This is a genomic window from Chryseosolibacter histidinae (assembly GCF_018598225.1).
Classification (GTDB): Bacteria; Bacteroidota; Bacteroidia; order Cytophagales; family Cyclobacteriaceae; genus Chryseosolibacter; species Chryseosolibacter histidini.
Map to the genome: position 1 here is coordinate 1 of NZ_JAHESF010000037.1, position 22,537 is coordinate 22,537.

The 22,537-nt window shown below is 51.1% G+C and carries 22 protein-coding genes and 1 tRNA gene; 11 read left to right on the forward strand and 12 right to left on the reverse strand.

Annotated features, from left to right (window positions below):
• The 3 genes from KK083_RS25240 to KK083_RS25250 form a co-directional block, all read right to left on the reverse strand.
• On the reverse strand, positions 1-644 hold a 644-nt coding region (locus tag KK083_RS25240), incomplete at its 3' end, for a RimK-like ATPgrasp N-terminal domain-containing protein (RefSeq protein WP_254168654.1).
• Between the two features lie 49 nt (positions 645-693).
• The gene (locus KK083_RS25245) at positions 694-1,407 is read right to left on the reverse strand and encodes a C39 family peptidase (protein ID WP_254168656.1); all 714 of its coding nucleotides are present in this window, start codon (positions 1,405-1,407) and stop codon (positions 694-696) included.
• Positions 1,407-2,201, reverse strand: a complete 795-nt coding sequence (locus KK083_RS25250) for an RMD1 family protein (RefSeq protein ID WP_254168659.1) — start codon at positions 2,199-2,201, stop codon at positions 1,407-1,409. Before KK083_RS25250 ends, KK083_RS25245 begins: the two co-directional genes overlap by 1 nt.
• A gap of 93 nt (positions 2,202-2,294) precedes the next feature.
• On the opposite strand from KK083_RS25250, the gene KK083_RS25255 reads away from it, so the two are divergent.
• Both KK083_RS25255 and KK083_RS25260 read left to right on the forward strand, forming a co-directional pair.
• Positions 2,295-3,059, forward strand: coding sequence for a S1/P1 nuclease (locus KK083_RS25255; protein WP_254168661.1), 765 nt, complete (start codon positions 2,295-2,297; stop codon positions 3,057-3,059).
• 316 nt (positions 3,060-3,375) lie between these two features.
• A complete protein-coding gene (locus KK083_RS25260; RefSeq protein WP_438834731.1) occupies positions 3,376-4,386 on the forward strand; it encodes a polysaccharide deacetylase family protein in 1,011 nt (336 codons plus the stop codon).
• A 9-nt stretch (positions 4,387-4,395) separates the two neighbouring features.
• On the opposite strand, the gene KK083_RS25265 is transcribed toward KK083_RS25260, so the two are convergent.
• The 4 genes from KK083_RS25265 to KK083_RS25280 form a co-directional block, all read right to left on the reverse strand.
• Complete coding sequence (locus KK083_RS25265) at positions 4,396-4,749, reverse strand: DUF4260 domain-containing protein (RefSeq protein ID WP_254168663.1); 354 nt, start codon at positions 4,747-4,749, stop codon at positions 4,396-4,398.
• A 207-nt stretch (positions 4,750-4,956) separates the two neighbouring features.
• Entirely contained in the window at positions 4,957-6,861 is a 1,905-nt protein-coding gene (gene asnB / locus KK083_RS25270) for an asparagine synthase (glutamine-hydrolyzing) (RefSeq protein WP_254168665.1), read from the reverse strand.
• A gap of 242 nt (positions 6,862-7,103) precedes the next feature.
• On the reverse strand, positions 7,104-7,868 hold the full coding sequence (locus KK083_RS25275) for a 3-keto-disaccharide hydrolase (RefSeq protein ID WP_254168667.1): 765 nt from the start codon (positions 7,866-7,868) through the stop codon (positions 7,104-7,106).
• A gap of 169 nt (positions 7,869-8,037) precedes the next feature.
• Positions 8,038-9,453, reverse strand: a complete 1,416-nt coding sequence (locus KK083_RS25280) for an FAD-binding oxidoreductase (protein ID WP_254168669.1) — start codon at positions 9,451-9,453, stop codon at positions 8,038-8,040.
• A gap of 134 nt (positions 9,454-9,587) precedes the next feature.
• Here KK083_RS25280 and KK083_RS25285 point away from each other — a divergent pair, with 134 nt between their 5' ends.
• The 4 genes from KK083_RS25285 to KK083_RS25300 all read left to right on the forward strand — a co-directional run bounded on the left by KK083_RS25285 (position 9,588) and on the right by KK083_RS25300 (position 12,164).
• Entirely contained in the window at positions 9,588-9,992 is a 405-nt protein-coding gene (locus KK083_RS25285; protein WP_254168671.1) for a C40 family peptidase, read from the forward strand.
• A gap of 357 nt (positions 9,993-10,349) precedes the next feature.
• Positions 10,350-11,309, forward strand: coding sequence for an isoaspartyl peptidase/L-asparaginase family protein (locus tag KK083_RS25290; protein ID WP_254168674.1), 960 nt, complete (start codon positions 10,350-10,352; stop codon positions 11,307-11,309).
• Positions 11,309-12,064, forward strand: a complete 756-nt coding sequence (locus KK083_RS25295) for a copper homeostasis protein CutC (protein WP_254168676.1) — start codon at positions 11,309-11,311, stop codon at positions 12,062-12,064. The genes KK083_RS25290 and KK083_RS25295 overlap by 1 nt, the downstream gene beginning before the upstream one ends.
• A gap of 26 nt (positions 12,065-12,090) precedes the next feature.
• Positions 12,091-12,164: transfer RNA gene (locus tag KK083_RS25300), tRNA-Ala, on the forward strand.
• Positions 12,165-12,205: 41 nt separating this feature from the next.
• On the opposite strand, the gene KK083_RS25305 is transcribed toward KK083_RS25300, so the two are convergent.
• The 3 genes from KK083_RS25305 to KK083_RS25315 all read right to left on the reverse strand — a co-directional run bounded on the left by KK083_RS25305 (position 12,206) and on the right by KK083_RS25315 (position 15,111).
• Positions 12,206-13,366, reverse strand: coding sequence for a PAS domain S-box protein (locus tag KK083_RS25305; protein ID WP_254168679.1), 1,161 nt, complete (start codon positions 13,364-13,366; stop codon positions 12,206-12,208).
• Between the two features lie 300 nt (positions 13,367-13,666).
• Positions 13,667-14,788, reverse strand: a complete 1,122-nt coding sequence (locus KK083_RS25310; RefSeq protein WP_254168681.1) for a family 20 glycosylhydrolase — start codon at positions 14,786-14,788, stop codon at positions 13,667-13,669.
• A gap of 137 nt (positions 14,789-14,925) precedes the next feature.
• Positions 14,926-15,111 carry a CsbD family protein gene (locus KK083_RS25315; RefSeq protein ID WP_254168684.1) on the reverse strand — a complete coding sequence of 62 codons (186 nt, stop codon included), beginning with the start codon at positions 15,109-15,111 and terminating at the stop codon, positions 14,926-14,928.
• A 79-nt stretch (positions 15,112-15,190) separates the two neighbouring features.
• On the opposite strand from KK083_RS25315, the gene KK083_RS25320 reads away from it, so the two are divergent.
• Positions 15,191-16,150, forward strand: a complete 960-nt coding sequence (locus KK083_RS25320; protein ID WP_254168686.1) for a hypothetical protein — start codon at positions 15,191-15,193, stop codon at positions 16,148-16,150.
• Between the two features lie 146 nt (positions 16,151-16,296).
• Here the strand turns inward: KK083_RS25320 and KK083_RS25325 are convergent, their stop codons facing one another.
• Positions 16,297-16,647 (reverse strand): group III truncated hemoglobin, encoded by a 351-nt coding sequence (locus KK083_RS25325; RefSeq protein WP_254168688.1) that lies wholly within the window; start codon positions 16,645-16,647, stop codon positions 16,297-16,299.
• 267 nt (positions 16,648-16,914) lie between these two features.
• Here KK083_RS25325 and KK083_RS25330 point away from each other — a divergent pair, with 267 nt between their 5' ends.
• A complete protein-coding gene (locus KK083_RS25330) occupies positions 16,915-17,505 on the forward strand; it encodes a TetR/AcrR family transcriptional regulator (protein WP_254168690.1) in 591 nt (196 codons plus the stop codon).
• Between the two features lie 52 nt (positions 17,506-17,557).
• Positions 17,558-18,415 (forward strand): alpha/beta hydrolase, encoded by an 858-nt coding sequence (locus KK083_RS25335; RefSeq protein WP_254168692.1) that lies wholly within the window; start codon positions 17,558-17,560, stop codon positions 18,413-18,415.
• Here KK083_RS25335 and KK083_RS25340 read toward each other — a convergent pair.
• A complete protein-coding gene (locus tag KK083_RS25340) occupies positions 18,408-19,334 on the reverse strand; it encodes a S1C family serine protease (protein ID WP_254168694.1) in 927 nt (308 codons plus the stop codon). The genes KK083_RS25335 and KK083_RS25340 overlap by 8 nt on opposite strands.
• Before the next feature lie 257 nt (positions 19,335-19,591).
• Between KK083_RS25340 and KK083_RS25345 the strand changes: the two genes are divergently transcribed.
• Together KK083_RS25345 and KK083_RS25350 are read left to right on the forward strand one after the other, a co-directional pair.
• Positions 19,592-20,980: a L,D-transpeptidase family protein gene (locus KK083_RS25345; RefSeq protein ID WP_254168697.1), complete on the forward strand. Its 1,389-nt coding sequence runs from the start codon at positions 19,592-19,594 to the stop codon at positions 20,978-20,980.
• A gap of 226 nt (positions 20,981-21,206) precedes the next feature.
• The gene (locus KK083_RS25350) at positions 21,207-22,535 is read left to right on the forward strand and encodes a cytochrome ubiquinol oxidase subunit I (protein ID WP_254168766.1); all 1,329 of its coding nucleotides are present in this window, start codon (positions 21,207-21,209) and stop codon (positions 22,533-22,535) included.
• Positions 22,536-22,537 lie beyond the last annotated feature (2 nt).

A 22,537-nucleotide genomic window follows, 5' to 3' on the forward strand; every position in this document is an offset into this window, starting at 1 on the left:
CGTCCGATGTGTATACGCGTCCGGGCGGCAGAGGGGGGATTCTGGTCTTCGGGATCGACAAGAATGGCCAGGTCATATTTTTTCTTATCGGGTTTCAGGTCGCGCTTTCGCTGCAGGTAGGTTTCAACGGCCAGCCTGAGCAGGCTCCGGTCCTCTATGGGAACTTCACCGAGGCTGAGCGGCTTGATGCTCTGAAGCACCCATTTGTTCTTCTTGGAGAATGCGGCACTGAGGCAGGGCGCCTGTACATACTGGAACAGCTGCCGGGCCAGCTTGTTGAGATTCTCATGCTGGGTGATGCCGAAATAGATGTCGAACTCAACTTTGTCGCGTTTTTCATTTTTGAACGACGTCTGGATGAGGTCATCGAAATCTTCGAAGTCTTCGCGGAGAATGGAAGGGAAGCGAAGGTCCTGGATGGTGGAGATGCCGGGCAGCACTTTGTGTTTGCGTGCTTCGGCCAGCAGCGACACGTAATAGCCCAGGCTCTGATACTGGTAGGACTTGCAGAGGTTGATCACCTTGAGGCCCTTGAACTGCTGGTAAGTTTCTGTGGAGATGTACTTGGCCGGCGACACAACTTCTGCGTCGTAGAGGTTGAACCGCCAGTGATCAGGATTTTCAACGATGATAAGCTTTTGCATATCCCTGCATTAATACGTGTGTAGGCGTAATGTAATCATGCCAGCCCTGTTATTTTTTTGGTTCGATCACCAGCAGGTTGGCATCATAGGTCACGATGCCAAGCATGATGCTGTTGATCAGCCGCACGAAGCTCACCGGGTATACCTGGCCTTTGCCCAGCGGGTTGGGTTCCATAGGATCGGCGATATACACACAGTTCTTTTCTTCGTCGTAGCCGGTGATCACCACAAAATGGCCCGCGGGTTCGCCCTTGATGGCATCATAAATATCGAACTGCGGGATCTCGCGCGCGGTGCCATACAGATACGTGGCGCTCAAACCTGTGAGAATGGGCGCAGAGCGTTTCAGAAATCCCTTGATCAGGTTCTCATCCAGCTCGCCATAACGGATCTCGCCACCCGACTCCAGGAACTTGATATAGGCCTGCGATGCCACCTGCAGCTTGCGGCGCTTGTGTTTGAACTCCATCTGCTCTTTGAGGAACTGCACGATCTTTTTCGAAGAGTGCTTGAACCAGGTGGGATCGAAGATGTTCAGATTGTATGTGTAGATATAGGCTTTGTAGCCGCGCTTCAGGGCATGGTTGCCCAGCATCACGGCCAGTGTGCCACCGGTCTTCAGTTTTTTCACATCCCGGATCACATCTTTCAGCGGCACAGGATCCTTGTAATACTGGTAGAGGGCGTGGAGACAGGTGGGGCCGCAGGTGACCTCGTCGGGCTGGGCTTGGATATCGAAGCCTAAAGAGAGCTCTTTTCTCATTAAAAATTCAGAATCTTGATGATCAATAAATCAAAAACTTCTACCAGGATCAGGATGATGATAATGTACTCTAACGTGTTGCTTTCCCGTTGGTGGATGATCTCGCGAAACACAGTCAGGTTATCTTCGATGATGCGCAGCGTATATTCGATCTCACTGAAACGTACGCGAAGGTCGAAGTGTTTCATCAGCCCCTGGTTAAGCTTGTCGAGGTACTCGTCTTCCCAGGCCAGGTCCGGTCCATCGAAGATATAGATATTCTCGGCGATATCGTTCTGTGTGTTCAGTGCCTTACCCAGGAACCGCAGCATGTTCTTGCGGCTGATCTTCAGCTTTCCGGTAAGCTCCAGCTCATTGGCAAAGCCCTTCACTTCCGTGAGCAGGTTCTCGCTCACACCGTGGTAGTAATCCAGCGCCACAGACTGAGCCAGGTTGAGCATCGCCACGCGGATCACCCTTTCATCAAGCTTGCCGAGGATGGCTTCGTTGAACTCGAACAGGTTCTCACGGCCTTCTTCCACACGGATCTGGAACTCATCGCGAAGCCATGCAACGATCGGGTTCTTCTGATATTCATGCACGGTCTTGATGCCCCACTTCATCTCCTCTTCCGAATACCCGGTAAAAACGACCACGCCGTAATTAAAGTATTGCTGGTATTTGCCGCTGCCAAACCCGTAGAATAATTCAGACGATGAGTCTGCCAGTGGCTTAATATCCAGAAACGATTTAATGCCCTTGATATCAAGCTGATTGGCTACCAGAAAGGCGGTCAATTTTACGGTTTGGGCCATGCGTGCTTTTACTTAAATATAAACGTAAAATAATGTGTGAACAATTCCGGGTTGCGGTGAAATTGAAGATATTGGCGTTTATATTATACGGTTATGAAAAAGTTCATTCCTTCACTTTTACTATGCTTCGTTTTTTCTCTTTCGGCCTTCGGATGGGGAGCCACAGGACACCGTGCCACAGGCTGGATCGCAAATAAATACCTGAGCAAAAAAGCGCGTAAGGCCGTCGAACAGATCCTCAACGGCCAATCCCTGGCCATGGCCAGCACCTGGATGGATGAAGTGAGGTCTGACTCCACATTCGATTACATGACCGACTGGCACTGGGTGACCATACCTTATGACCAGAACTATGAGCAAAGCACCAAGAACCCCAATGGCGATATCATTCAGACGCTGGAACGCATCATCGGCGAGCTGAGATCAAAGAAGCTCAGCGCACAGGAGCAGGCACAACGCATCAGGATCCTCATCCATTTGGTAGGCGACATTCACCAGCCCCTGCATGTTGGCGGAAAAAATGACAAAGGTGGAAACGATGTGAAGATCATGTGGTTCCGCGTAGACAGCAATCTACACCGCGTGTGGGACAGCGACATCATCGATGGTACGCAGCTCAGCTACACAGAGCTTGCCGAGTCGCTCGATAAACCCTCCGACACAGAATTCAAGACATGGCAGAAAGCCACCGTCAGGGAGTGGGCCAACGAAAGCCAGGCCTATCAGAAACAGGTCTATGATTACGGCGCCGGACGCCTCGGCTACCGGTACTCCTATCTGTATTTGCCGATTGTAAGGCAGCGACTGCTCCAGGCAGGGGTGAGGTTAGCGGGTATTCTGAATGAAATTTATGGTTAAGAATTAGAAGTCAGGAGCCAGGAGTCAGAAGGGGAAGTTTAGAAAGTAGTAAGGAGTAAGTAGTAAGCCCACCCAAAGGCCCGTCATTCTGAACGGGGAATGTGCGGGAGCAGGAGGGAGTGAAGAATCCCCATATAACGAAGTGCACGAGTTGTAGACCGAAGAGGCACGCACGTTCTGGCACGCAACGCACGCCCTACGATCATGGCGTTTTTACAATGTTGATGCATGAAGTGAGGAGAAGATTACGCGATTTGTGATTGAGGGGGCGGCCGTTTTTACTTACCTTAGATGTGTATCAAATCCATTCGCCCTTATGAGATCCAACAACATCACCATGCTATTGCTGATCATTTGTTTGTGTGGTTGCTTCAGCGCGGCTTTTGCCCAGGAGCCCACCTACGCTGAAAAGCTCGGTTTCCCGAAAGGTTCCAAAGTTCTGATCATGCATGTGGACGATGTAGGCATGTCGTGGGATTCCAACAAAGGTGCGGTGGATGCGATCGAGAAAGGTGTGGCCACGTCGTTGAGTGTGATGATGCCATGCCCGTGGGTGCCGGGATTTCTTCACTACATGAAAGAGCACCCGCAGACAGATGCCGGGCTGCACCTGACCCTTACATCAGAGTGGAAAGATTATCGCTGGGGTCCGCTGGTAGGTAAGCCTGCAGCCCCAGGGTTGGTTGATACGGAAGGTGCCCTTTGGCGTAGCGTGAATGACGTGGTAAGCCATGCTTCCGCCGATGAAGTGGAGGCAGAGATCCGCGCACAGCTTCAGCGCGCAAGGGATGCCGGCTTCGAGCCCACCCATCTTGACTCACACATGGGCACACTGTTCGCCACACCGCAGTTCATGGAACGTTACATCAAGGTTGGCATCGAGAACAAGATCCCGGTGATGTTTCCCGGTGGCCACAGCACCATGATCATGCAAACGCGCAATGCCGACGCCGCCACGTGGGCCCAGATCAAACAGACGGGAGAGATGCTCTGGAAAGCAGGCCTGCCCGTGCTCGACGACCTTCACAACGTCAGCTATGGCTTCGATTACTCCAAAGAGAAGAACCTGAGCGATGCACAGATCCAGAAGTATGCCACCTCAAAATACATCGAGACCATCGGTCAGCTGAAACCCGGCCTCACCATGGTGATCATGCACTGCACTTCGCCTTCAGAAGTATTCCCCTACATCTCAGACTCCGGCCGCATCCGCAAAGGCGACCTGCTGGCGATGATGGACCCTGAGCTGAAAAAGTACATCGAGAAAGAGAAGATCATTCTCACCACCTGGAGGGAAGTGAAGGAGCGAAGGGCGAAGATGAAATAAGATGTGACCTCAGGCTTTGCCGATCCGGCCCAGGTGCGTATTCTGAAAACTATCAGCGTATTTTAATCCGTAGCCCAGCAGCCTGTCAAAGGCGCTGTGGCCGAATAACAGCAGTCCCACGAACTGAACTTCGTGGAAATTGAGGGCAATGCCGAAAATGTAAATGGCCAGCGCAACGCCCTTGTGATGAAACAGGTTGTAGGTGAAGGCGCCGACCCTCGTGTTGAGCACATAACCGATCATGCTTACGTCAGGCGTAAGGAACAACACCCAATACCACCACCACGCAAATGGCAGAAGCGTGCTCAGGTATGCAGCGAAGATGAGTTGGAGCGCTTCTTCGAGTTTTAGGATAGTTTTCATTTTCTTATTCAGTGGTGTTTAGGCGTTCAAAGTTCGGTTTTGGATGCAGACGGGTCAAGTTTAAAGTTTAAGGTTTGAAGTTTAAAGTTGCCACGTTCACGTGTGGATTACTTTGTTATAGCCTGTGTTTTGACCCGGCTTGCGAAAGTTGAAACTGCCCGTTAATCGGGTTCTCAACTTTAAACCTTAAACTTGTAACTTCAAACTTCATACCTCAAACCTCCTCCTCCACCACTGAAACACGATCAGTCCCCAGATCCTGGCATGTACATCTCCCGGGTTGGATGAGAAAAGCTGACGTTTTAGTTTGTCGATGGCGGCGTAATTGAAGATGCCCTGCTCTTCGATCTTCTTTTGGGCGAGCAGGTCGTCCATGATGAGCGATCGCATCTCTTTTCTGAACCACTTCAGCAGCGGCACTTCGAAACCCTTCTTTGGGCGATTGTAAAGCTTCGCCGGCAGCACATCGCGGTAAGCATCCTGAAGAATTCTCTTGCGCATGCTTTTGTTGATCTTGTAATGCGAAGGCAGGCTGAAGGCAAAGTTCACCACTTCGTAATCGAGGAAGGGCACGCGTACTTCCAGTCCATTCGCCATGCTCATGAGGTCTACTTTTGTGAGCATGTCGTTCGGGAGCACCACCTTCATGTCTGTGAGCAGAATATCGTTCATGGTGTGGTGGTCCGGCACGGTTTGCATCAGGGCCTGTTTCCTGGACTCGTATTCCTGCCGGTGAAATTTTTCCTGCGACGCTGCGCTGAAAAGCTCATACGCGCCATTCTCTGTGGCGTACGATGCCCAGCGCCAGTACCGTGCCGCAGGTGAAAGTCTTGCTCCTTCGGCGAATCGTGCAGCCTGACGCAGCTTGTTCGAGAACGCACCGTTGCGCGACTGCGGTAACACTTTCCACAACGGATGCAGCGCACTCACCACGTTTTCTTTCAATCCCGGGTGGGCCATGCTATAGAAGGCGGCGTGTTTGTTATATCCTCCCAGCAGCTCATCGGCGCCGTCGCCGGATAACGCTACCGTGGCGTGCTTGCGCGTTTCTTTGCTGAGGATGTAAACGTTGATGGCAGAGGAGTCGGCAAACGGCTCATCGATGTAATCCAGGATGGAGCTCACATGCGCATACAGGTCGTCATTGGTCAGTGAGAAGACGGTGTGTTCTGTATTGAACTGTTTCGCCACCAGGCGTGCATATTCGGTCTCGTCGAAGAATTTTTCGTCGCGGAAGCCGATGGAAAAAGTGTGAAGATCGGGTTTGTGTTTGCTGGCCAGCGCCGTGACCACAGAAGAATCGATACCACCACTCAGGAAAGCGCCGAGCGGAACATCGGCCACAAGCCTGCGCTGCACAGAAGCTTCGAGCAGCGTCTTCAGCTTTTCACGGGCCTGGTCATACGACAGGGGATTCGATTCAGCTTCGCCGGAAGAATAGGGGATGTCGTAATATTTTCCTTCGCTCAGCTTTTTGTTGCCCACCTTCAGGTAGTGGCCCGGTAAAAGCTTTTTCACCGTGGTGAAAATGGTGTCAGGGGCAGGGATGTAGTTCAGCTGGAGGTAAGAATGGAGGGAGCTGTAGTCCAGTGGCCTGTCGATGCCATACTTCAGCATGGTCTTCATCTCAGACGCGAAGATGAACTTGTCGTCATCGTACAGGTAGAGCAGGGGTTTGATGCCGTACCGGTCGCGGGCTACGAAAAAAGTTTGCTGTTGTTTGTCGTAGATGCAGAACGCAAAGAATCCGTTCAGCTTCGCCAGACATTGTTCCCCATAATGGAGGTAGAGCTTGAGCAGCACTTCGGTGTCTGACTGCGAAAAGAACGTTACGCCTTTATCGAGCAGATCCTTTTTCAGCTCGCGGTAGTTGAAGATCTCGCCATTAAAAACGATGCAGTAGCGTTTCGACTCATCCCACATGGGCTGATGCGCTACTGAAGAAGTATCGATGATGGACAGCCTGCGGTGCCCGAGACCTACCCATTCATCTATGTAGATATCCTGGTAATCGGGTCCCCGTTTCTCCAGCGACATAGTAGCGGCTGTAACGTGGATCTTGTTGAACTTGCCAACAAGGTTAAATGCCAGGATGCCGGTGATGCCGCACATGTGATGATGCTTTAATGGGGCAAGTTAAAAAGTTATGGCTTGCGGAGGGCGACTATTTGGGAGCTTTTATTACTTGAATTAGTCCACGGTCCACAGTCGACAGTCCACGGCAGCACCGGGTGTTTGGGCCTTTGATCAATGGGTGCCCTAATGTCTCATGTCCAATTCCTGGCGCCCTTAACACCATATGCTGATGCAGAGATGGGTCTAACTGTGGACTGTGGACCGTCGACCGTGGACTCTTACAACGTTTTGATCATGATGTTTTTGAACCACACTTCACCGCCATGGTCCTGCAGGTCTACGTGGCCGGATTGTGCCATGCCGTAACCTTTGGCATCTTTCCACTTGCTGCCTTCTTTCAGTTTTTTCCATTCGGGTGAGCCGAACTCATATTCCACGAGCTTTGCGCCGTTCAGCCAGTGCTCAACGTGGTTGCCATTCACTACAATGCGTGTGTCGTTCCACTCGCCGGCGGGGTTCAACTGTTTGTCTGCAGGGGCTGCGTGCATATCGTAGTTGGAGCCTGTCTTCTGCGCAGGTTTCAGCTCGCCGGGATACCCCGTGTCATCGATGAGCTGGTATTCCGGTCCTGACAAATAAGGCCTGTCAAATTCTTCTGTTGCCCGGTAGATCACACCACTGTTGGCTTGTGCAGCGATCTTCCACTGAAAGGCCAGCTCGAAGTTGGCATACTGGTCAGCGGTCATGATATCGCCCCGTTTATCAGCCTGATCTTTGGGCTTGCAGTGCAATGTTCCGTCCACTACTTCCCAGCTGTTGTTCTCGATGCCCTTGAAGTTGCGCCAGCCCTCCATGTTTTGCCCGTTGAAGAGCAATTTCCATCCTTCGGCTTTTTGCTGATCCGTGAGCTGGTTGGCGGCCGAGGCATCGCTTACCACAGCAGTTGTGTCCTGCTTTTGTTCTGATGATGATTCATCCTGTTTAGCAGGCAGGCAAGCGGCCAGAACCGCGATGAATGAAAAAAGGTAGATCGGTTTTCTCATGATGTAGGTTATTGTACAGCCTGAAAATAGTTAAAATAGTCCACAGTCCACTGTCGACGGTCCACGGCAGTGCTGTGCTGCTTCTCAGCTCTTGTTCCAGGTACGAGGTACGAATTACGAGGTACGGTTAGGCGCCTCCCAAACAACTCGTCTGTGGACCGCGGACCATTTAAAAGATCTTCCCCGGATTCAATATCCCGTTAGGGTCAAAAGCTTTTTTGATGCCGCGCATGAGGGTAAGGTTGGCTTCTCTCATGGCGATGGGCATGTAAGGCCTTTTGGCGATACCGATGCCGTGTTCGCCGGAGAGTGTTCCGCCCAGGCTCACCGTGAGCTTGAAGATCTCGCCGATGCCGTCGTTGATCTTGGTGTTCCAGTCCTCGTCGCTGATCTGCTCTTTCATCACGTTCACGTGCAGGTTGCCATCGCCGATGTGGCCATAGCATACAGAGTTGAATCCGTAACGTTTACCGATCTCCTTGATCCCTACAATAAGCTTCGGAAGACTGGCGCGTGGCACCACAACATCTTCTGCCTTGGTGAGTGAATAGGCGTTCACACCGGGAGAAATATTTTTTCTGATCTTCCAGAGCTCTTCCTTCTGGGCTGCCGTGTCGGCGAAGAGGATCTCGCCTGCCTGAAATTTTTCCACCACACTCATCACCGCTTCGGCTTCGCGCATCAGCACTTCATCGTCGTTGCCATCGAGCTCGCACAACAGGTAAGCATCCATGTTCTCGGGGAACGGTGTGGTTACTTTGGCGGCGTAGATCTTTTCGCAGTAGTCGATGGTCTTCATGGCCGCTTCGCGTTCGAAGAATTCCATGCCCGAAGGATTTACACCGGCCCTGAAGATCTCTGCAATAGCTTTGCAAGCTTCTTCGTTAGTAATGAAAGGCATCAGCAGCAACACTGATTTCTGGGGGATGCCCCTCAGCTTGAATACGATCTTGGTGATGATGCCCAGCGTACCTTCGCTGCCGCACATGAGTTGGGTGAGGTTATACCCGGTTGAGTTCTTGAGCACGTTGGCACCGGTCCAGATGATGTCGCCGGTAGGCAGCACTACTTCGAGGTTCAGCACGTAATCGCGGGTGACGCCGTACTTCACGGCCTTGGGACCGCCGCTATTCTCGGAGACGTTGCCGCCGATGAAACAGGAGCCACGGCTTGCGGGGTCGGGCGGGTAGAACAGCCCTTTTTCTTTCACGGCATTCTGAAACACCTCGGTGATCACGCCGGGTTCAACAGTAGCCTGAAGGTTCAGTTCGTCGATGTTTAATATTTTGTTGAAACGTTCCATGGAGATCACCACGCCGTTCTGCACGGGTAATGCGCCACCGCTCAGGCCTGTGCCGCCACCGCGGGGTGTTACAGGGATCAGGTGCTGATTGCAAAGCTTCATGATCCGGCTGATCTCTTCGGGCGTTCCCGGTTTTAGTACCACATCGGGCAGAAACGAATAGTCTTCTGTTTCGTCATGTGAATAATTGTAGCGCTTTTCCGGGTCAATGATCACGTTTTCTTCGCCGACTATCGTCTCAAACTGGCTGATGAGATCCGTGGAAACTTCTGCAAATGCCATGAATTGGATATATTTGAATACTTTTTAGACTTGTTATGAAGCTGTTTTTTCGATTCAAAATTAATCAAAAGCTTCTTTTTACTGTGCTTTTTGCAGTAACAGTTTTTCTGGTATCGTGTGCGTCATCCAGAAAAATGACAGTGAGAGAGGAGAAAATTGAGAAGGTGATCATCGCGGCACGCAGCTACACAGGTACACCTTACAAGTATGGCGGAACAACCCGCTCAGGCATGGATTGCTCAGGATTGCTGATGAATTCCTTTAAGGTGATCGCGCTGGACCTGCCCAGAAGCTCAGAAGCACAGAGCAAGATCGGCAAAGAAGTGAAGCTCAAAGACCTGGAGCCGGGCGACCTTGTGTTTTTTGCCACGGGCAAGAAGAGAAGGAGGATCACACACGTAGGACTGGTTACAGATACGAAAGACAAAGACAACGTGAAGTTCATTCACGCCTCGTCTTCGCTCGGTGTGGTGGAGACAAACATTTTTGCGGAATACTATCAGAAGCGGTTTCGAGGAGCGAGAAGAGTTATTGAATAGTTAGTTGGGTTTGAAGTTTCAGGTTTAAAGTTTAAAGTTAGGTGATCCCTGAATTCAGGGAGGATGGTTGCCGGTTGCCAGTTACCGGTTGCCAGTTGGAGGAGTTCAATCAACACGATTTTCAGTCTCCTTGAATCGTTAGAACAAAGGAGTTTCATACACCAGTATACCCGGTAACTGGCAACAGGCAACTGGCAACCTACCCGCGCTATTATCGTAGTGGGATCTAACATCAACCGAAGAAGCCTCGGCTAACGAAGCCAGGCATCCCCCACACACGGACACACGGAGTGAAATCTTCCCCAACTTTAAACTCGTAACTTGAAACTTCTAACCTGAAACTTTTAACTTTCGGTCATGACATCACGGAGAAAATTCATTCAGCTTTCTGCGTTAGGCACTTCGCTTCTTTCATCGCCACAGCTGCTGGCGGGGCAGGTGCAGCAGCATAAACCCATTGTTCTTTCTACCTGGAATTTTGGTATGGCCGCCAATGTAGCAGCGTGGAAGATCCTGTCTGCGGGCGGACGTGCGCTGGATGCTGTTGAAGCCGGTGCCAAAGTACCTGAAGCAGATCCAACGGAGGTGACGGTAGGTTATGGTGGTCTGCCCGATCGCGATGGTCATGTTACGCTCGATGCCTGCATTATGGATGAGCTTGGCAATTGTGGCTCGGTGATCTGTCTCGAGCACGTTGTACACGCTGTATCAGTAGCGCGTGCCGTGATGGAAAAAACACCTCACGTGATATTGGCCGGTGAAGGCGCGTTGCAATTTGCGCTGGCCAATGGATTCAAGAAAAAAAATCTGCTCACGCCCGAGTCAGAAAAAGCGTGGAAGGAGTGGAAGAAGAAGTCGGAATACAAACCGGTGATCAACATCGAAAACCACGACACCATCGGTATCATAGCGCTCGACGCCAATGGTAATCTGTCAGGTGCCTGTACCACTAGTGGCATGGCCTTCAAGATGCACGGCAGGGTTGGTGATTCGCCCATCATCGGCGCAGGTCTGTATGTTGATAATGAAGTAGGCGCCGCTACCGCCACCGGTGTGGGTGAAGAAGTGGTGAGGATCGTAGGCTGTCACCTTGTGGTGGAGCTCATGCGCCAGGGAAATTCTCCCGAGCAGGCGTGCAAGCTGGCCGTTGAGCGCATCCTGAAAAAAAATCCTGCGAAAGCAAAAGACGTTCAGGTCGGATTTCTGGCCCTGAACAAGAACGGTGAATATGGCGCTTATTGCCTGCAAAAAGGTTTTACATTTGCCCGCCACGACAACAGCGGTAACAAGCTGTTCGACGCCAAAAGCAATTTCTGATGACTGTTGAGATCGTAGTTTACAATATCGTCTCCGCCCTGAAGGCGCAGGAGGGCGGTGCAGACCGCATCGAGCTTTGTGATAACCCTGGCGAAGGAGGTACCACCCCTTCATTCGGTACCATCGAGGTGGTGCGGCAAAACCTGAGCATCGATGTGTTTGTGATGATCCGTCCGCGCGGAGGTGATTTTCATTATTCGAGCTATGAGTTTCACGCCATGAAACGCGATATCTACCAGTGTCAGAAGCTGAGTGTGGACGGCGTGGTGTTAGGCATCCTCAACGCCGATGGGACCATCGATAAAAAGCGTTGCCGGGAGCTGGTCGAAAAAGCGCGGCCGCTGAAAGTGACCTGCCACCGGGCGTTTGATATGGCGAAAGACCCATTCCAGGCGCTGGAAGATTGTATTGAAGTTGGTTTTGACAGGATCCTGACCTCGGGCCAGCAGCCACAGGCCATCAAAGGAGCCGAATTACTGGGAGAACTGGTGAAAAGAGCGAACGGCCGTATCACTATCATGGCAGGGTCGGGCGTAAACGAAAATACGGTAGAAGAGATCGTTGCCAAATCCCGGGTAAAAGAGATCCATTTTTCGGCGGTGGCCACCAAAGAAAGCGCTATGCAGTTCAGGAACCCCCAGATTGCCGGAATGGGCTCGGATGAGGGTTCGGAATTCAGGCTGCGGACCGTGGACCCCGAAAAGGTAAGAAAAATTCGTGCGCTGGCAGAAAATACCCTTTTGTCTGGTTCCTAATTTGGAATATATTTGCACCCTGTTACGGGGGATTAGCTCAGCTGGCTAGAGCGCTTCCATGGCATGGAAGAGGTCATCGGTTCGACTCCGATATTCTCCACGGAATTCTCCCCACAAAGGTCTGCAATAGCGGGCCTTTTTTTATGCCGTCTCGGGGACCATTGCCACAAAGTTTTCCATCCTTGCGGGATTCCCCTCGTCGTCGTGAATGATGTTGATGGTTTGCCGCACCTTTCTTTGCTCCGGGCCGGCGGCGATGCGGTAGCAGAATTCGGCACAGTGATCATGCTCCAGCCTGCCCAGCTTTTCTGTAACATTGCTCCTGTCTTCTGCCGCGATGTATGAAAGCCAGAAGTTAGGACAATCCATTACCTGGTCTTTGCCCACGCCGAAGAATGTCAACGCAGCGCGGCTTACATGGTCGTCTCCTTTTCCCGTAAGGTCAAATGACCACACACAATCGCTGACCTGTTCCATTAATCTGCGGATCTGCTCTGTTTTTTCACGCAGCTGGGTAGACGACTGCACGGCAAGTGTACGGTTGTTATTCAGCAACAGGGTATTGAGGTCTATGAGGTCGTCGTTGGTGGTGTTGATCTCCCGGATGCGCACCTCAAGCTCTTTGTTCACGAGCGAAAGCGCGGCGGTTCTGTCGAGCAGCTTTCTCTCGAACTCCATTTTAGCGATCTTCAGCTCTTCTTCGGCCTTCACCTGGTTGGTGATATCGTTGCTCATGATGAGCCCGGCATGCTGGTTATTGTAGAGGATGGAATAGGCGGATACTTCAACGTGAAGCAGGGTGCCGTCTTTGCGGATGTGCTGCCATTGTCCCAGCAACCTGTGGCCACGTTGCAGCTGACCGATGGCGTCCTGCATCCTTGACAGGTCTTCCGTGGGCCGGATCTGGTCTACGGTCATGGACAAAAATTCCTTGCGGGAATAACCATACATGATCAACGCAGCCTCGTTCACTTCCAGGAAACGCATGGTCTCCAGGTTGTAGATCCACATCGGCAGAGGATTTCGCCTGAAGAAGTCCTGGCGATCGATGGTGGTTTGCGCGTGACGGTGCTGCTGCAGTATAAAAAAGAAAATAATGCCCATGGCCACCACAAAACAGATCCCCTTTAACACGCCCAGGTGGAACAGTGAAAAATGATCCGTGCCCGGCGTGTGAAAAATGAAGAGTGCAAGATCAGACAACACTACCCACAAGATGCCGGCAACAACAAATTTAAATGTTGTACTCAGCGAAAAAACGAAACGTTCTTTGTGCAGGGTGTAGAAAAGAAGCTTGGTCATATGGCGTCCTGTTTCATCTCCTCCTAAAACCTATGTTTAAACATAAGGTCATGGGAAAGATCCAAGCTTTCTCAGAGGGGGTCAAAGCGCGCGCAAGATACAGCCGTTAAATTGAATTGTAAACCATGCGTTGCAAATTCAGTAGTTCAGGGTACGGGATACGAGGTACGAAGTACGTAAATACCCTTATTTCGCTGTCTCTACTTCGTACTTCGTATTTCGTATCTCACACTTGCCCGAACGGCCAGTAGCCTTGTCCGTTATTGAGACGACTTCGACGTGTTATCGTTTGAAAGGCCGTTATTTGTTGAGGGTTGCAATACCATCGTAGAGAACCTTGAAACAGTTTCCAGAGGTGTTCTCGCCGCCCAACGCATCTTTTTTCCGGCCATAAAATTCTTCCATGAATGAAGCCGGATCAGACCACACGGTTTGTACCATACCCTGAAAATTCTCTTTCATCTCGGTTGTGGCGGTCTGCCTGTAGTTGAGCATATCACTGAGCTGCGCGGAGGCAACGGAAGGAGTTCTCCACGGGCAGGTAACAACCTTAAAGCCCTTCATGGCAAAATAGACTGCGGTTTTATCGGCGCGTTCGTAATGCCAGTCGCAGATCATCACGTCTTTGGGGATCAGGTCAACGGCCCTGTGTGTATTGTTCATGCTGGCTTCCCACATGCCCAGCCCGGTGGTTTTTCCGTCGATGAGCCTGTCGCCCCAGATCCAGAGCTGCCTGTTCTTCTGCTGAAGATGATCGCGAACGGTTTTGACTTCGCCGGCAAACAGCTCGGCTTTATCGCGGCCGGAACAACGCGGACACTTGTCGTCGCCGAGGTAAAACACTTCATCCATACCGGCATGAAAAGCATTGGCTTCGAAGACGTCGCAGATCTCATCCACGATCTCGAAAACAACTTTGTGAACATCGGGATGCAACGGGCAGTAACTCTTGCAGTAGAGGCCGTCGGCATTGGGCCACTCATATTTTGCCGGCATCTTCACATGCGGCGTTTCATCGAACTGCGGATATTTTTCGAGCAGCTTGTGGGTTTGACTGGCCCACGACTGGTGCCCGAGCAGGTTGATCTGCGGGATCAGCCGGATGTTGTGTTTTTTTGCGATGGCCACGATCTTTTTAACATCGGCTTTCGAGAGCGCAATGCTGTCGCGCAGCTCGGGATGCGACGTGAACTGGTAATTGAAGTCGACGCGTAAGATCAATGTGTTCACGTGGCGGGGTGCAAGCTCTTCGCCTATGAATTTGATGAACGGGTCCAGTTGCTGTGGCCGTGGTGCTGCAATGCAGAAGCCCCGAACAGGAAGTAAGACATCAACTTTTTTTTGTGCTGAAGTCGAAAGTGATACAGCACAGCAGGCAAGGGCAAAAAGAACCTTAGCCGTGGAGGATTGCAGTGTTCTCATACCATGTAAAATAGAAAATTCCATGGAGAGACAAGAGGCATTTTACACATGCGTGAATAAAAAAAACACTTACCGCGATGTGTTTATTCGGACATCGCGATAAGTGCATAATTAAGGTACGAGGTACGATTTACGACCTAGAGATCTTCGATCTCTTTCCTTACCTGTTCTTTTGTTTTACCAAGCTTCTGTTGCAGGCGGCCATACAATTCGTCTTCCTTTCCTTCTGCAAAAGTGAGATCATCATCGGTAAGCTGGCCGTATTTCTGCTTCAGTTTGCCCTTCATTTCATTCCAGGCGCCTTTGATTTTTAACTTTTCCATGATTTTACTGTTTAAATTGTTGCTTCATCCGCCGCGAGGCGGGTGTCCGATGTATAGATGCTTAAATTATAATGCCACCATGATATCGTCTGCTATTGTTGAAAAGATCGTGCAACGAACCGGCTATCCGGGCCTGCTGTCGCTTCTCGCGGAAGGCCTTTCAGGCTCTGAGCTCAATTCACTGCTGCTGGAAGTATTCAATTTGCGTACGGCTTCGATGTCGCCCGCTGAATTGCTCAGCCTTTACCGGCAGAACCGGTTTGTGAAACCTGCCGACCTCCCGGTGATCCCGCTCAGGAAGATGGAGCTCGACCTGTTGCAGATCTTTGCAGACGCATCCTTTCAGCCCATCGAGCTTTCGCCGGTATCATTGCTGGGCTCCTGCTCAGTGGTGGCTCCCGCTGACCAAAAAAAAATTCTCACCGCTTTACGCGGAACGGAGGTGCTGGCCGATGCCACCAACGCCATTGCCTTGCATGTGAGCGACCTGAAGAAAACGCAACAATGGATCCCATCAGGTCCGGAAGACAGGATCAGGTTCAGCGCGATGCAGCGACATATCCGCACCCAGGCCATCAGTGGTAAAGGGTTCACGCCACATTTCAAGATCGCGTGCCTCGTTACCTGTGGTACGGATACCGGCAACTATACGTTTGAAAAGGAAAGCCTGGCAGAACACATCGCCGTGATGACTGCGCTGTACCGCGATTATTATAAGGTTGATAAAGTGCAGTTCAGATTCCTGCGCAGGCAAGGCTACCCACATGCGGATAAGCTGCTCACCGAAGTACGCGCCCATGTGCTGCAGAGAACTCAGGATGTGGTTGTAGATATTGTATCAGAACCGGCGAAAGAGATCAGCTATTACAAAGGTATTCAGTACAAGATCGACATCTGGGTAAAAGGCAAACAATACGAGATCGGTGATGGTGGTTTTGTTGACTGGACACAGCAGCTGCTGCAGAATAAAAAGGAGCGAATGCTTTCTACGGGCATCGGGTTTGAATTTATGTACAGGATCGTAACGGGGGAAATTTAACTTCGTAGGGTTATGGTTGCCGGTTGCCAGTTACCGGTTGCCGGTTGTGAGGTGTTAACAACATGGTTGGGTTATGTTCGAGAACAACTATAGATGCCGTAGGGGCCCCTGAACTGGCCATCCGGAAACCGGCAACTGGCAACCAACTACAGTCCGAGCTTATGCTGAAATATACCCGCAATGCTGTGCGCGCGTTCTATGGCCTCGGTTGCTTTTTCGCCTGAAAAATTATCTTCCACGGTTTGGCCGAACAGCTCGAGCCAGCGGTTAAAATGCCTGCGCTCGATGGGCAGGTTAATGTGTTTCTGAAACGGATTGCTTCGATAGCTTTGATCACCCAGCAGCACTGAGCACCAGAAGTCGACGATAATAGGCGTATGATGCGGCCAGTCCACATGGCTGAACACGGGCGCCAGCAATTCATCTTTCCGCACCTTGTCATAAAACCGGCTGATCAATAAGGCTACATCCTCGCGGCTGCTGATATCTTTCTTCATCGTCAAATGCAAAAATCCCTTTCACGCAAAGGACGCAAAGAAGGCGCAAAGGCCGCAAAGATTTTTGAGAAACTTTGATATGAGCGCAGCGAATCACCTTTGCGCTCTTCCGCATACGCTGATGACAGGCGCAAGCTGATTTGCGCAAAACCAGGCAAGCCTTCTCCATGCATGTTCTTGCGCTCTTGGCGTCTTCTCAGCGGTCTTTGCGTGAACCTGCATTTCCAGCATTTGTATTTCTAGATACCGATCGGTATCTTTGCCGCTATGCGCGATCCGGACAGAACCAGGGAGAAGATCTTGAGGAAATCGGGGATATTGTTCAATACCCAGGGTTACAAGGCTACGTCCATCAGCGACATCACTACAGCTACAGGATTCACCAAGGGGGCTATTTACAGGCATTTCAAGAACAAGGCGGTGCTGGAGAAGGAAACGTTGTTCTACCTGTCGTCCATCATGTTTGAAACGCTCCGCGCGCGGATCAAAGCTGAGACCACGGCCATGGGCAAGCTCGGCGCCATACTCCTTTATTTTGAATCGTATATCACCAATCCGGAAGTGAAGGGGGGATGCCCGCTAATGAATGTGGCCATCGAAGCCGACGACGCGCATCCATTGCTGCGGAGGGAAGCGGTGAAGATCCTCGATATTCTCAGGGATTCGGTGATCGCCATCCTGAAGAACGGTATTAAATACAACCAGATCAAAAAAGACATTGACCTGCAGTACTATGCCACGCTGATCATTGCTTCGCTGGAAGGCGCCATCATGATGAGCAAGCTCAGGGGCAACAACGAAGATATCCTGCGGGTGAAGAAGCACCTGGAAGTGCAGCTGAAAGCGATTGAAATGTAATTTTTTTTAACCCTATAGATACCGATTGGTATCTAATAAAATAAAAGCGATTATGAAAACACTGCTTGTACGTATGTATGGCCTCTACCTGAACGCGCTGGCATGGATCGCGCCGCGCACCGCTGGCCACAGAGGTTTTTTGTTGTTCTGCCGCCCCTTCAGGCTGCCGTTGACACAAAAGCAAAAGGAGTTCTTCAACACGGCCGACAGGCTTACCATTGCGCATGAATCGGAATCGATCCAGGTATACCGTTGGGGCAACGGGCCGAAACGTATTCTCTTTCTTCACGGGTGGCAAAGTCATACCTATCGCTGGAAAGCATACGTGGAGGCACTGCCGAAAGACGATTTCACCATTTATGCGCTCGATGCACCGGGCCATGGTCTTTCATCGGGTAACTTTCTCTCCGTGCCGTTATACAGCGCATTGATCGAGAACTTTATCAGGGAACAGGGTCCGTTCCATACAGTGATCGGTCACTCGCTGGGTGGTTTTACATTGCTTTACACATTATACCGGCAGCCATTGTTGCCGCTGAACAAGATCATTCTGATGGCGCCTCCGGGAGAAGCCAGCGATTTTATTTCAGTCTTTAAAAATACATTGGGTCTTTCTGACCGTGCCCTGCAGCTGGTCACAGATCATTTCGTAAGCCGTTATGACGTTACACCGGAATATTTCTCAACCCAACGCTTCGTAGCACACGTGAACATGAAGGGGCTGATCATCCACGATGAAGAAGACAAAGAAGCGCCCTATCACTATTCTGTTCCGCTGCAGCAAGCCTGGGAGAAATCAAGACTGATCACCACCCGGGGCTTCGGGCACAATCTGCGCTCCGCCACGGTGGTGAAAGACGTGGTCGACTTCGTTCATGAGCCGGTGAAACAGGCGCACCCTGTTAGTTAGGCCGTTGTGCGGGAAAAATAGTAAGGTTGAGCTTTTCTGTGTGCCTGATCACCGAGATATCCACGGCAGTGAGGATGTCTTTGTGGGTAAGCTCACGGAAGAGCTCATGCAACGTGTTCACAGGTTTACCGTTGAACGATACAATAATGTCGCCTTCCTTGATTTGCGAAAGTGCTGCGGGCGATCCTGCTTCGATGCTCACCACGAACAGGCCTTTCTGGTTCGGCAGATGATAGTGCCTGAGGATCTTGGGGTTCACGGGCACCTCTTGTAAGGCAAATCCCAGGTATGCCTTGAACACTTTGCCATTCCTGATCAGCTGGCTCGCGATCTCTTTGGCGGTATTGATATCCACGGAAAAGCTGAGCCCTTGTGCACCGTTGATCATGGCGGTATTCACACCCACCACCTCTGCATCGGTGTTGATCATCGGTCCACCTGAATTGCCCGGATTCAACGCGGCATCGGACTGGATCACATTGTCTACGAGCCTTCCGGACTGTGTGCGCAGTGTGCGGCCCAATGCGCTGACCACACCGGCCGTTACCGTATGCTGGTATCCATAGGGGTTGCCGATGGCGATCACGAACTGCCCGATCTGAAGCTGTGATGCATCGCCGAGCCTGGCAACGGAATATCCGTCGGTGTAGATCTTGAGAATGGCGAGGTCCGTGTCGGGGTCTTCGCCGATGAGCACACCTTCGATCTCGTTCTCATTCAGCAGGCTCACCATGATCTTCTCCGCTCCGTGCACCACATGGCTGTTGGTGAAGATCAGTCCGTCAGACGAAAAAATAAAACCCGAGCCCGATCCTGCAGGCCTGAGCTTGCCGTTGGTGTTTTTGTATACATCGATCTTGACAACCGCATTCTTAACTCTCTCCACGGCGTCAACGATCATTTTGGAAAAGGTATCCATACGCTTCCTTATTTTGTCTTCGCATAAAAACTCAAAAATCTCTCCCGTTCCTGAAAGCAGCTAAAATGGCCTGACGCCCTCAGCGTTTTGCGACATATTGGCTCAAAAAAGCATACAATAATATTCAAGCGTTTCCGTCCCCTGCTTTAAAATCGCCTGGAGAATGCCACTTTGCCAAGCGCGGATACTTTAGCCTTACATCATCTTTCCTCTTTTGCAACGATTGCAGATCTTTGGATCTATTGCTTAGATAACCCGTGAAGCGTTTCAGCTACATATTGCTTCTGCTCAGCGTTGCGTGCACCTATTTTAAAAACCCTTCAGCGCCTCAGGCCCCCACCTGGTCGCCGGTGTTCGATGCTGCAGCCATCGGAGGTTCGGATCTCGTCGCGTCACGGGCGGTGGGTGAGTTCTACAAGCGCAATGGTTATCAGTTCGTGTGGCTTGATTCAGGCGGCATCAGGCAGGCGGCTGATTCAATGGTTTCTATCATCCGCTCGGCCGATAGTTACGGACTTCTCCCCGAAGATTACCACGTTGCCGAGATCAACAAACTAATGACGTTGCCACGCGATGCACAACAAGCCGTAGCACTGGAGTTATACCTTACAGACAGTTTTTTCGCCCTGTGCTATCATCTCAGGCATGGCAGAATTGAAAGAAAGAGTCTGAGCAGGCGTGTGCTTTCCGATCATCTTGACGGCGCAGACCTTGTTGCTCTTCAGCGTGTGCTTGCAGGAAGCTTGCTCAGCGATGTGCTTGGCAGCTATGAGCCCCGGTATCCGGCATATCACACATTGAAGTCAACCCTGAAGCAAATGTTAGCCAGACGTACCAGCGACACTTTATGGTTGTGGCAGACCGGGCAGCTCGCTGTGAACATGGAAAGATGGCGCTGGTATACCCCCGGGTTGCCAGCGCGCTATATCAGTGTGAATGTGCCTTCGTTCACCATGCAGGTCATTGATCAGGATTCAGTTGTGGTGAAATCGAAGGTGATCATCGGCAAGCCCGAAACGCCTACGCCTGAATTGGAAAGTGTTGTGAGGTCGTTCATCATCTATCCTTACTGGCACGTGCCCCGCAGCATCCTCAAAGAGATCCTTCCGCACATCCAGCAAGATACGTTATACCTGAAGCAGCATAACTATGACGTGCTCGATGCGCGCGGCAGGCCCATGAAAACATCGTCCATCGACTGGCTTGCGCATACTGCTGACGATTTTCCCTACACGCTGCGACAACGCGAAGGTTCGGAGAATACCATGGGCATCATCAAGTTTGTGTTCAACAACCGGTATGGTGTTTACCTTCACGACACCAATGCACGCGGCCTGTTTTCCAAAACCGACAGGGCGCTGAGCCACGGTTGCATCAGGGTACAAAAGGCGGTAGAGCTTGCCCGCTACCTGATCAGGAACGATCACATTGTTTCTCCTGAAGACCTCGATCAATACCTCATGCTGCAGCACCGCATGGAGATCAAGCTCATCGAACCCATTCCTGTTTACCTGCAATACTTTACCTGCACCGAAAACGATGGCAAAGTTACTTTTCACAATGATCTTTATGGTAAAGACAAGGCGATGATGATTGCTTTGTATGGAGATAAAAAAGAAGTCAGGAGCCACCCTCCTTCGCTATAACTACGGCGGGCAAGGGAGTCGGAAGCCAGTGGAGCGTAGTGTGAAAATCACTCGCCTGAGTGCAGAAATTATTGGCACCTGTGAGCGAAACGCATCCGGTTGATCTGCGTTAAACCTCACTGAAAGCCTTCTCGGGAAGATCCAATGTAGAATGGCCCTGTACAACAATGGACTATGGGCCGTTGACTATGGACTTTTCCGTAACTTTGACTCCAACAGGTTTATTATGGACGACTTTCTTGCTGCGCGCATGCAGATGGCTCTGTCACTGGGCTTCCACATTATCTACGCCTGCATCGGTATGGTGATGCCTTTCTTCATGGCGGTATCGCACTATAAATGGCTGCGGAATGGCAACGATGTATACAAGAACATTACGAAGGCGTGGAGCAAGGGTGTAGCGATCTTTTTTGCAACGGGTGCCGTTTCAGGCACGGTGCTGTCGTTTGAGCTTGGATTGTTGTGGCCTGAGTTCATGAAACATGCCGGTCCTATTTTCGGAATGCCTTTTTCACTCGAGGGCACTGCTTTCTTCATCGAAGCTATCGCGTTGGGATTTTTCCTCTATGGCTGGGATCGTTTCAATAAATGGTTCCACTGGTTTACAGGCGTAGTGGTGGGCGTGAGCGGACTGGCTTCCGGCATTCTTGTGGTATCGGCCAATGCGTGGATGAACAGTCCCGCGGGATTTGACTATGTGAATGGTGAATACCTGAACATCGATCCGATCAAGGCTATGTTCAACGATGCGTGGGCGCTGCAGGCGTTGCACATGACCATCGCGGCTTTCGCCTCCACCGGTTTTGCTGTGGCGGGTGTGCATGCGGCCATGATGGTGCAAAAAAAGAATGTGAACTTTCATTTGAAAGCGTTCAGGATCGCGGCGTCGTTTGGCGCCATTGCTGCGTTGCTTCAGCCCCTTAGCGGCGATCTTTCTGCAAAAGACGTTGCAAAGCGTCAACCCGCGAAGCTTGCTGCCATGGAGGCACACTATCATACACAGGCATCTGCACCGCTGCTGATCGGTGGCATTCCCGATCCTGAAAATAAAAAAGTAGACTATGCGCTCGAGATCCCCGGCATGCTTAGCTACCTCGCCCATGGAAATTTTTCAGCGGAGGTAAAAGGACTCGATACCATTCCTGAACGTGATCATCCTCCCGTGCCCGTGGTGCATTATGCGTTCCAGGTAATGGTTGGCATCGGTACATTTCTAATGGTGCTATCTGTAATGCTGCTAATCGCCTTCCGGCGGAAACAATGGCTTTCAGCACGGTGGTTCCTGATGCTTTTTGCACTGGCAACCCCGTTGGGATTTATTGCAGTGGAAGCCGGATGGACTGTGACAGAAGTAGGAAGGCAACCGTGGATCATCCAGGGCATCATGAGAACGGCAGATGCAGTCACACCCATGCCCGGCATCGCGTGGTCATTCTACCTTTTTACGGCAGTGTATATTTCACTGAGCATCGTGATCATTTTTCTGCTGCACCGGCAGATCAAAATGGTGCCTGTACAATACGATGTGCCCGCGGGTTCATCGCAAAAACACTAACG

Excerpts from the sequence above, each read along its gene's own strand:
- KK083_RS25265 (WP_254168663.1), bottom strand. The coding sequence starts at position 4,749 with ATGAAAACTATCCTAAAACTCGAAGAAGCGCTCCAACTCATCTTCGCT.
- KK083_RS25260 (WP_438834731.1), top strand. The coding sequence starts at position 3,376 with ATGAGATCCAACAACATCACCATGCTATTGCTGATCATTTGTTTGTGT.
- KK083_RS25320 (WP_254168686.1), top strand. The coding sequence starts at position 15,191 with ATGATATCGTCTGCTATTGTTGAAAAGATCGTGCAACGAACCGGCTAT.
- KK083_RS25310 (WP_254168681.1), bottom strand. The coding sequence starts at position 14,788 with ATGAGAACACTGCAATCCTCCACGGCTAAGGTTCTTTTTGCCCTTGCC.
- KK083_RS25325 (WP_254168688.1), bottom strand. The coding sequence starts at position 16,647 with ATGAAGAAAGATATCAGCAGCCGCGAGGATGTAGCCTTATTGATCAGC.
- KK083_RS25295 (WP_254168676.1), top strand. The coding sequence starts at position 11,309 with ATGACTGTTGAGATCGTAGTTTACAATATCGTCTCCGCCCTGAAGGCG.
- asnB (WP_254168665.1), bottom strand. The coding sequence starts at position 6,861 with ATGTGCGGCATCACCGGCATCCTGGCATTTAACCTTGTTGGCAAGTTC.
- KK083_RS25245 (WP_254168656.1), bottom strand. The coding sequence starts at position 1,407 with ATGAGAAAAGAGCTCTCTTTAGGCTTCGATATCCAAGCCCAGCCCGAC.
- KK083_RS25335 (WP_254168692.1), top strand. The coding sequence starts at position 17,558 with ATGAAAACACTGCTTGTACGTATGTATGGCCTCTACCTGAACGCGCTG.
- KK083_RS25290 (WP_254168674.1), top strand. The coding sequence starts at position 10,350 with ATGACATCACGGAGAAAATTCATTCAGCTTTCTGCGTTAGGCACTTCG.
- KK083_RS25250 (WP_254168659.1), bottom strand. The coding sequence starts at position 2,201 with ATGGCCCAAACCGTAAAATTGACCGCCTTTCTGGTAGCCAATCAGCTT.
- KK083_RS25305 (WP_254168679.1), bottom strand. The coding sequence starts at position 13,366 with ATGACCAAGCTTCTTTTCTACACCCTGCACAAAGAACGTTTCGTTTTT.
- KK083_RS25285 (WP_254168671.1), top strand. The coding sequence starts at position 9,588 with ATGACAGTGAGAGAGGAGAAAATTGAGAAGGTGATCATCGCGGCACGC.
- KK083_RS25315 (WP_254168684.1), bottom strand. The coding sequence starts at position 15,111 with ATGGAAAAGTTAAAAATCAAAGGCGCCTGGAATGAAATGAAGGGCAAA.
- KK083_RS25340 (WP_254168694.1), bottom strand. The coding sequence starts at position 19,334 with ATGGATACCTTTTCCAAAATGATCGTTGACGCCGTGGAGAGAGTTAAG.
- KK083_RS25255 (WP_254168661.1), top strand. The coding sequence starts at position 2,295 with ATGAAAAAGTTCATTCCTTCACTTTTACTATGCTTCGTTTTTTCTCTT.
- KK083_RS25280 (WP_254168669.1), bottom strand. The coding sequence starts at position 9,453 with ATGGCATTTGCAGAAGTTTCCACGGATCTCATCAGCCAGTTTGAGACG.
- KK083_RS25330 (WP_254168690.1), top strand. The coding sequence starts at position 16,915 with ATGCGCGATCCGGACAGAACCAGGGAGAAGATCTTGAGGAAATCGGGG.
- KK083_RS25275 (WP_254168667.1), bottom strand. The coding sequence starts at position 7,868 with ATGAGAAAACCGATCTACCTTTTTTCATTCATCGCGGTTCTGGCCGCT.
- KK083_RS25350 (WP_254168766.1), top strand. The coding sequence starts at position 21,207 with ATGGACGACTTTCTTGCTGCGCGCATGCAGATGGCTCTGTCACTGGGC.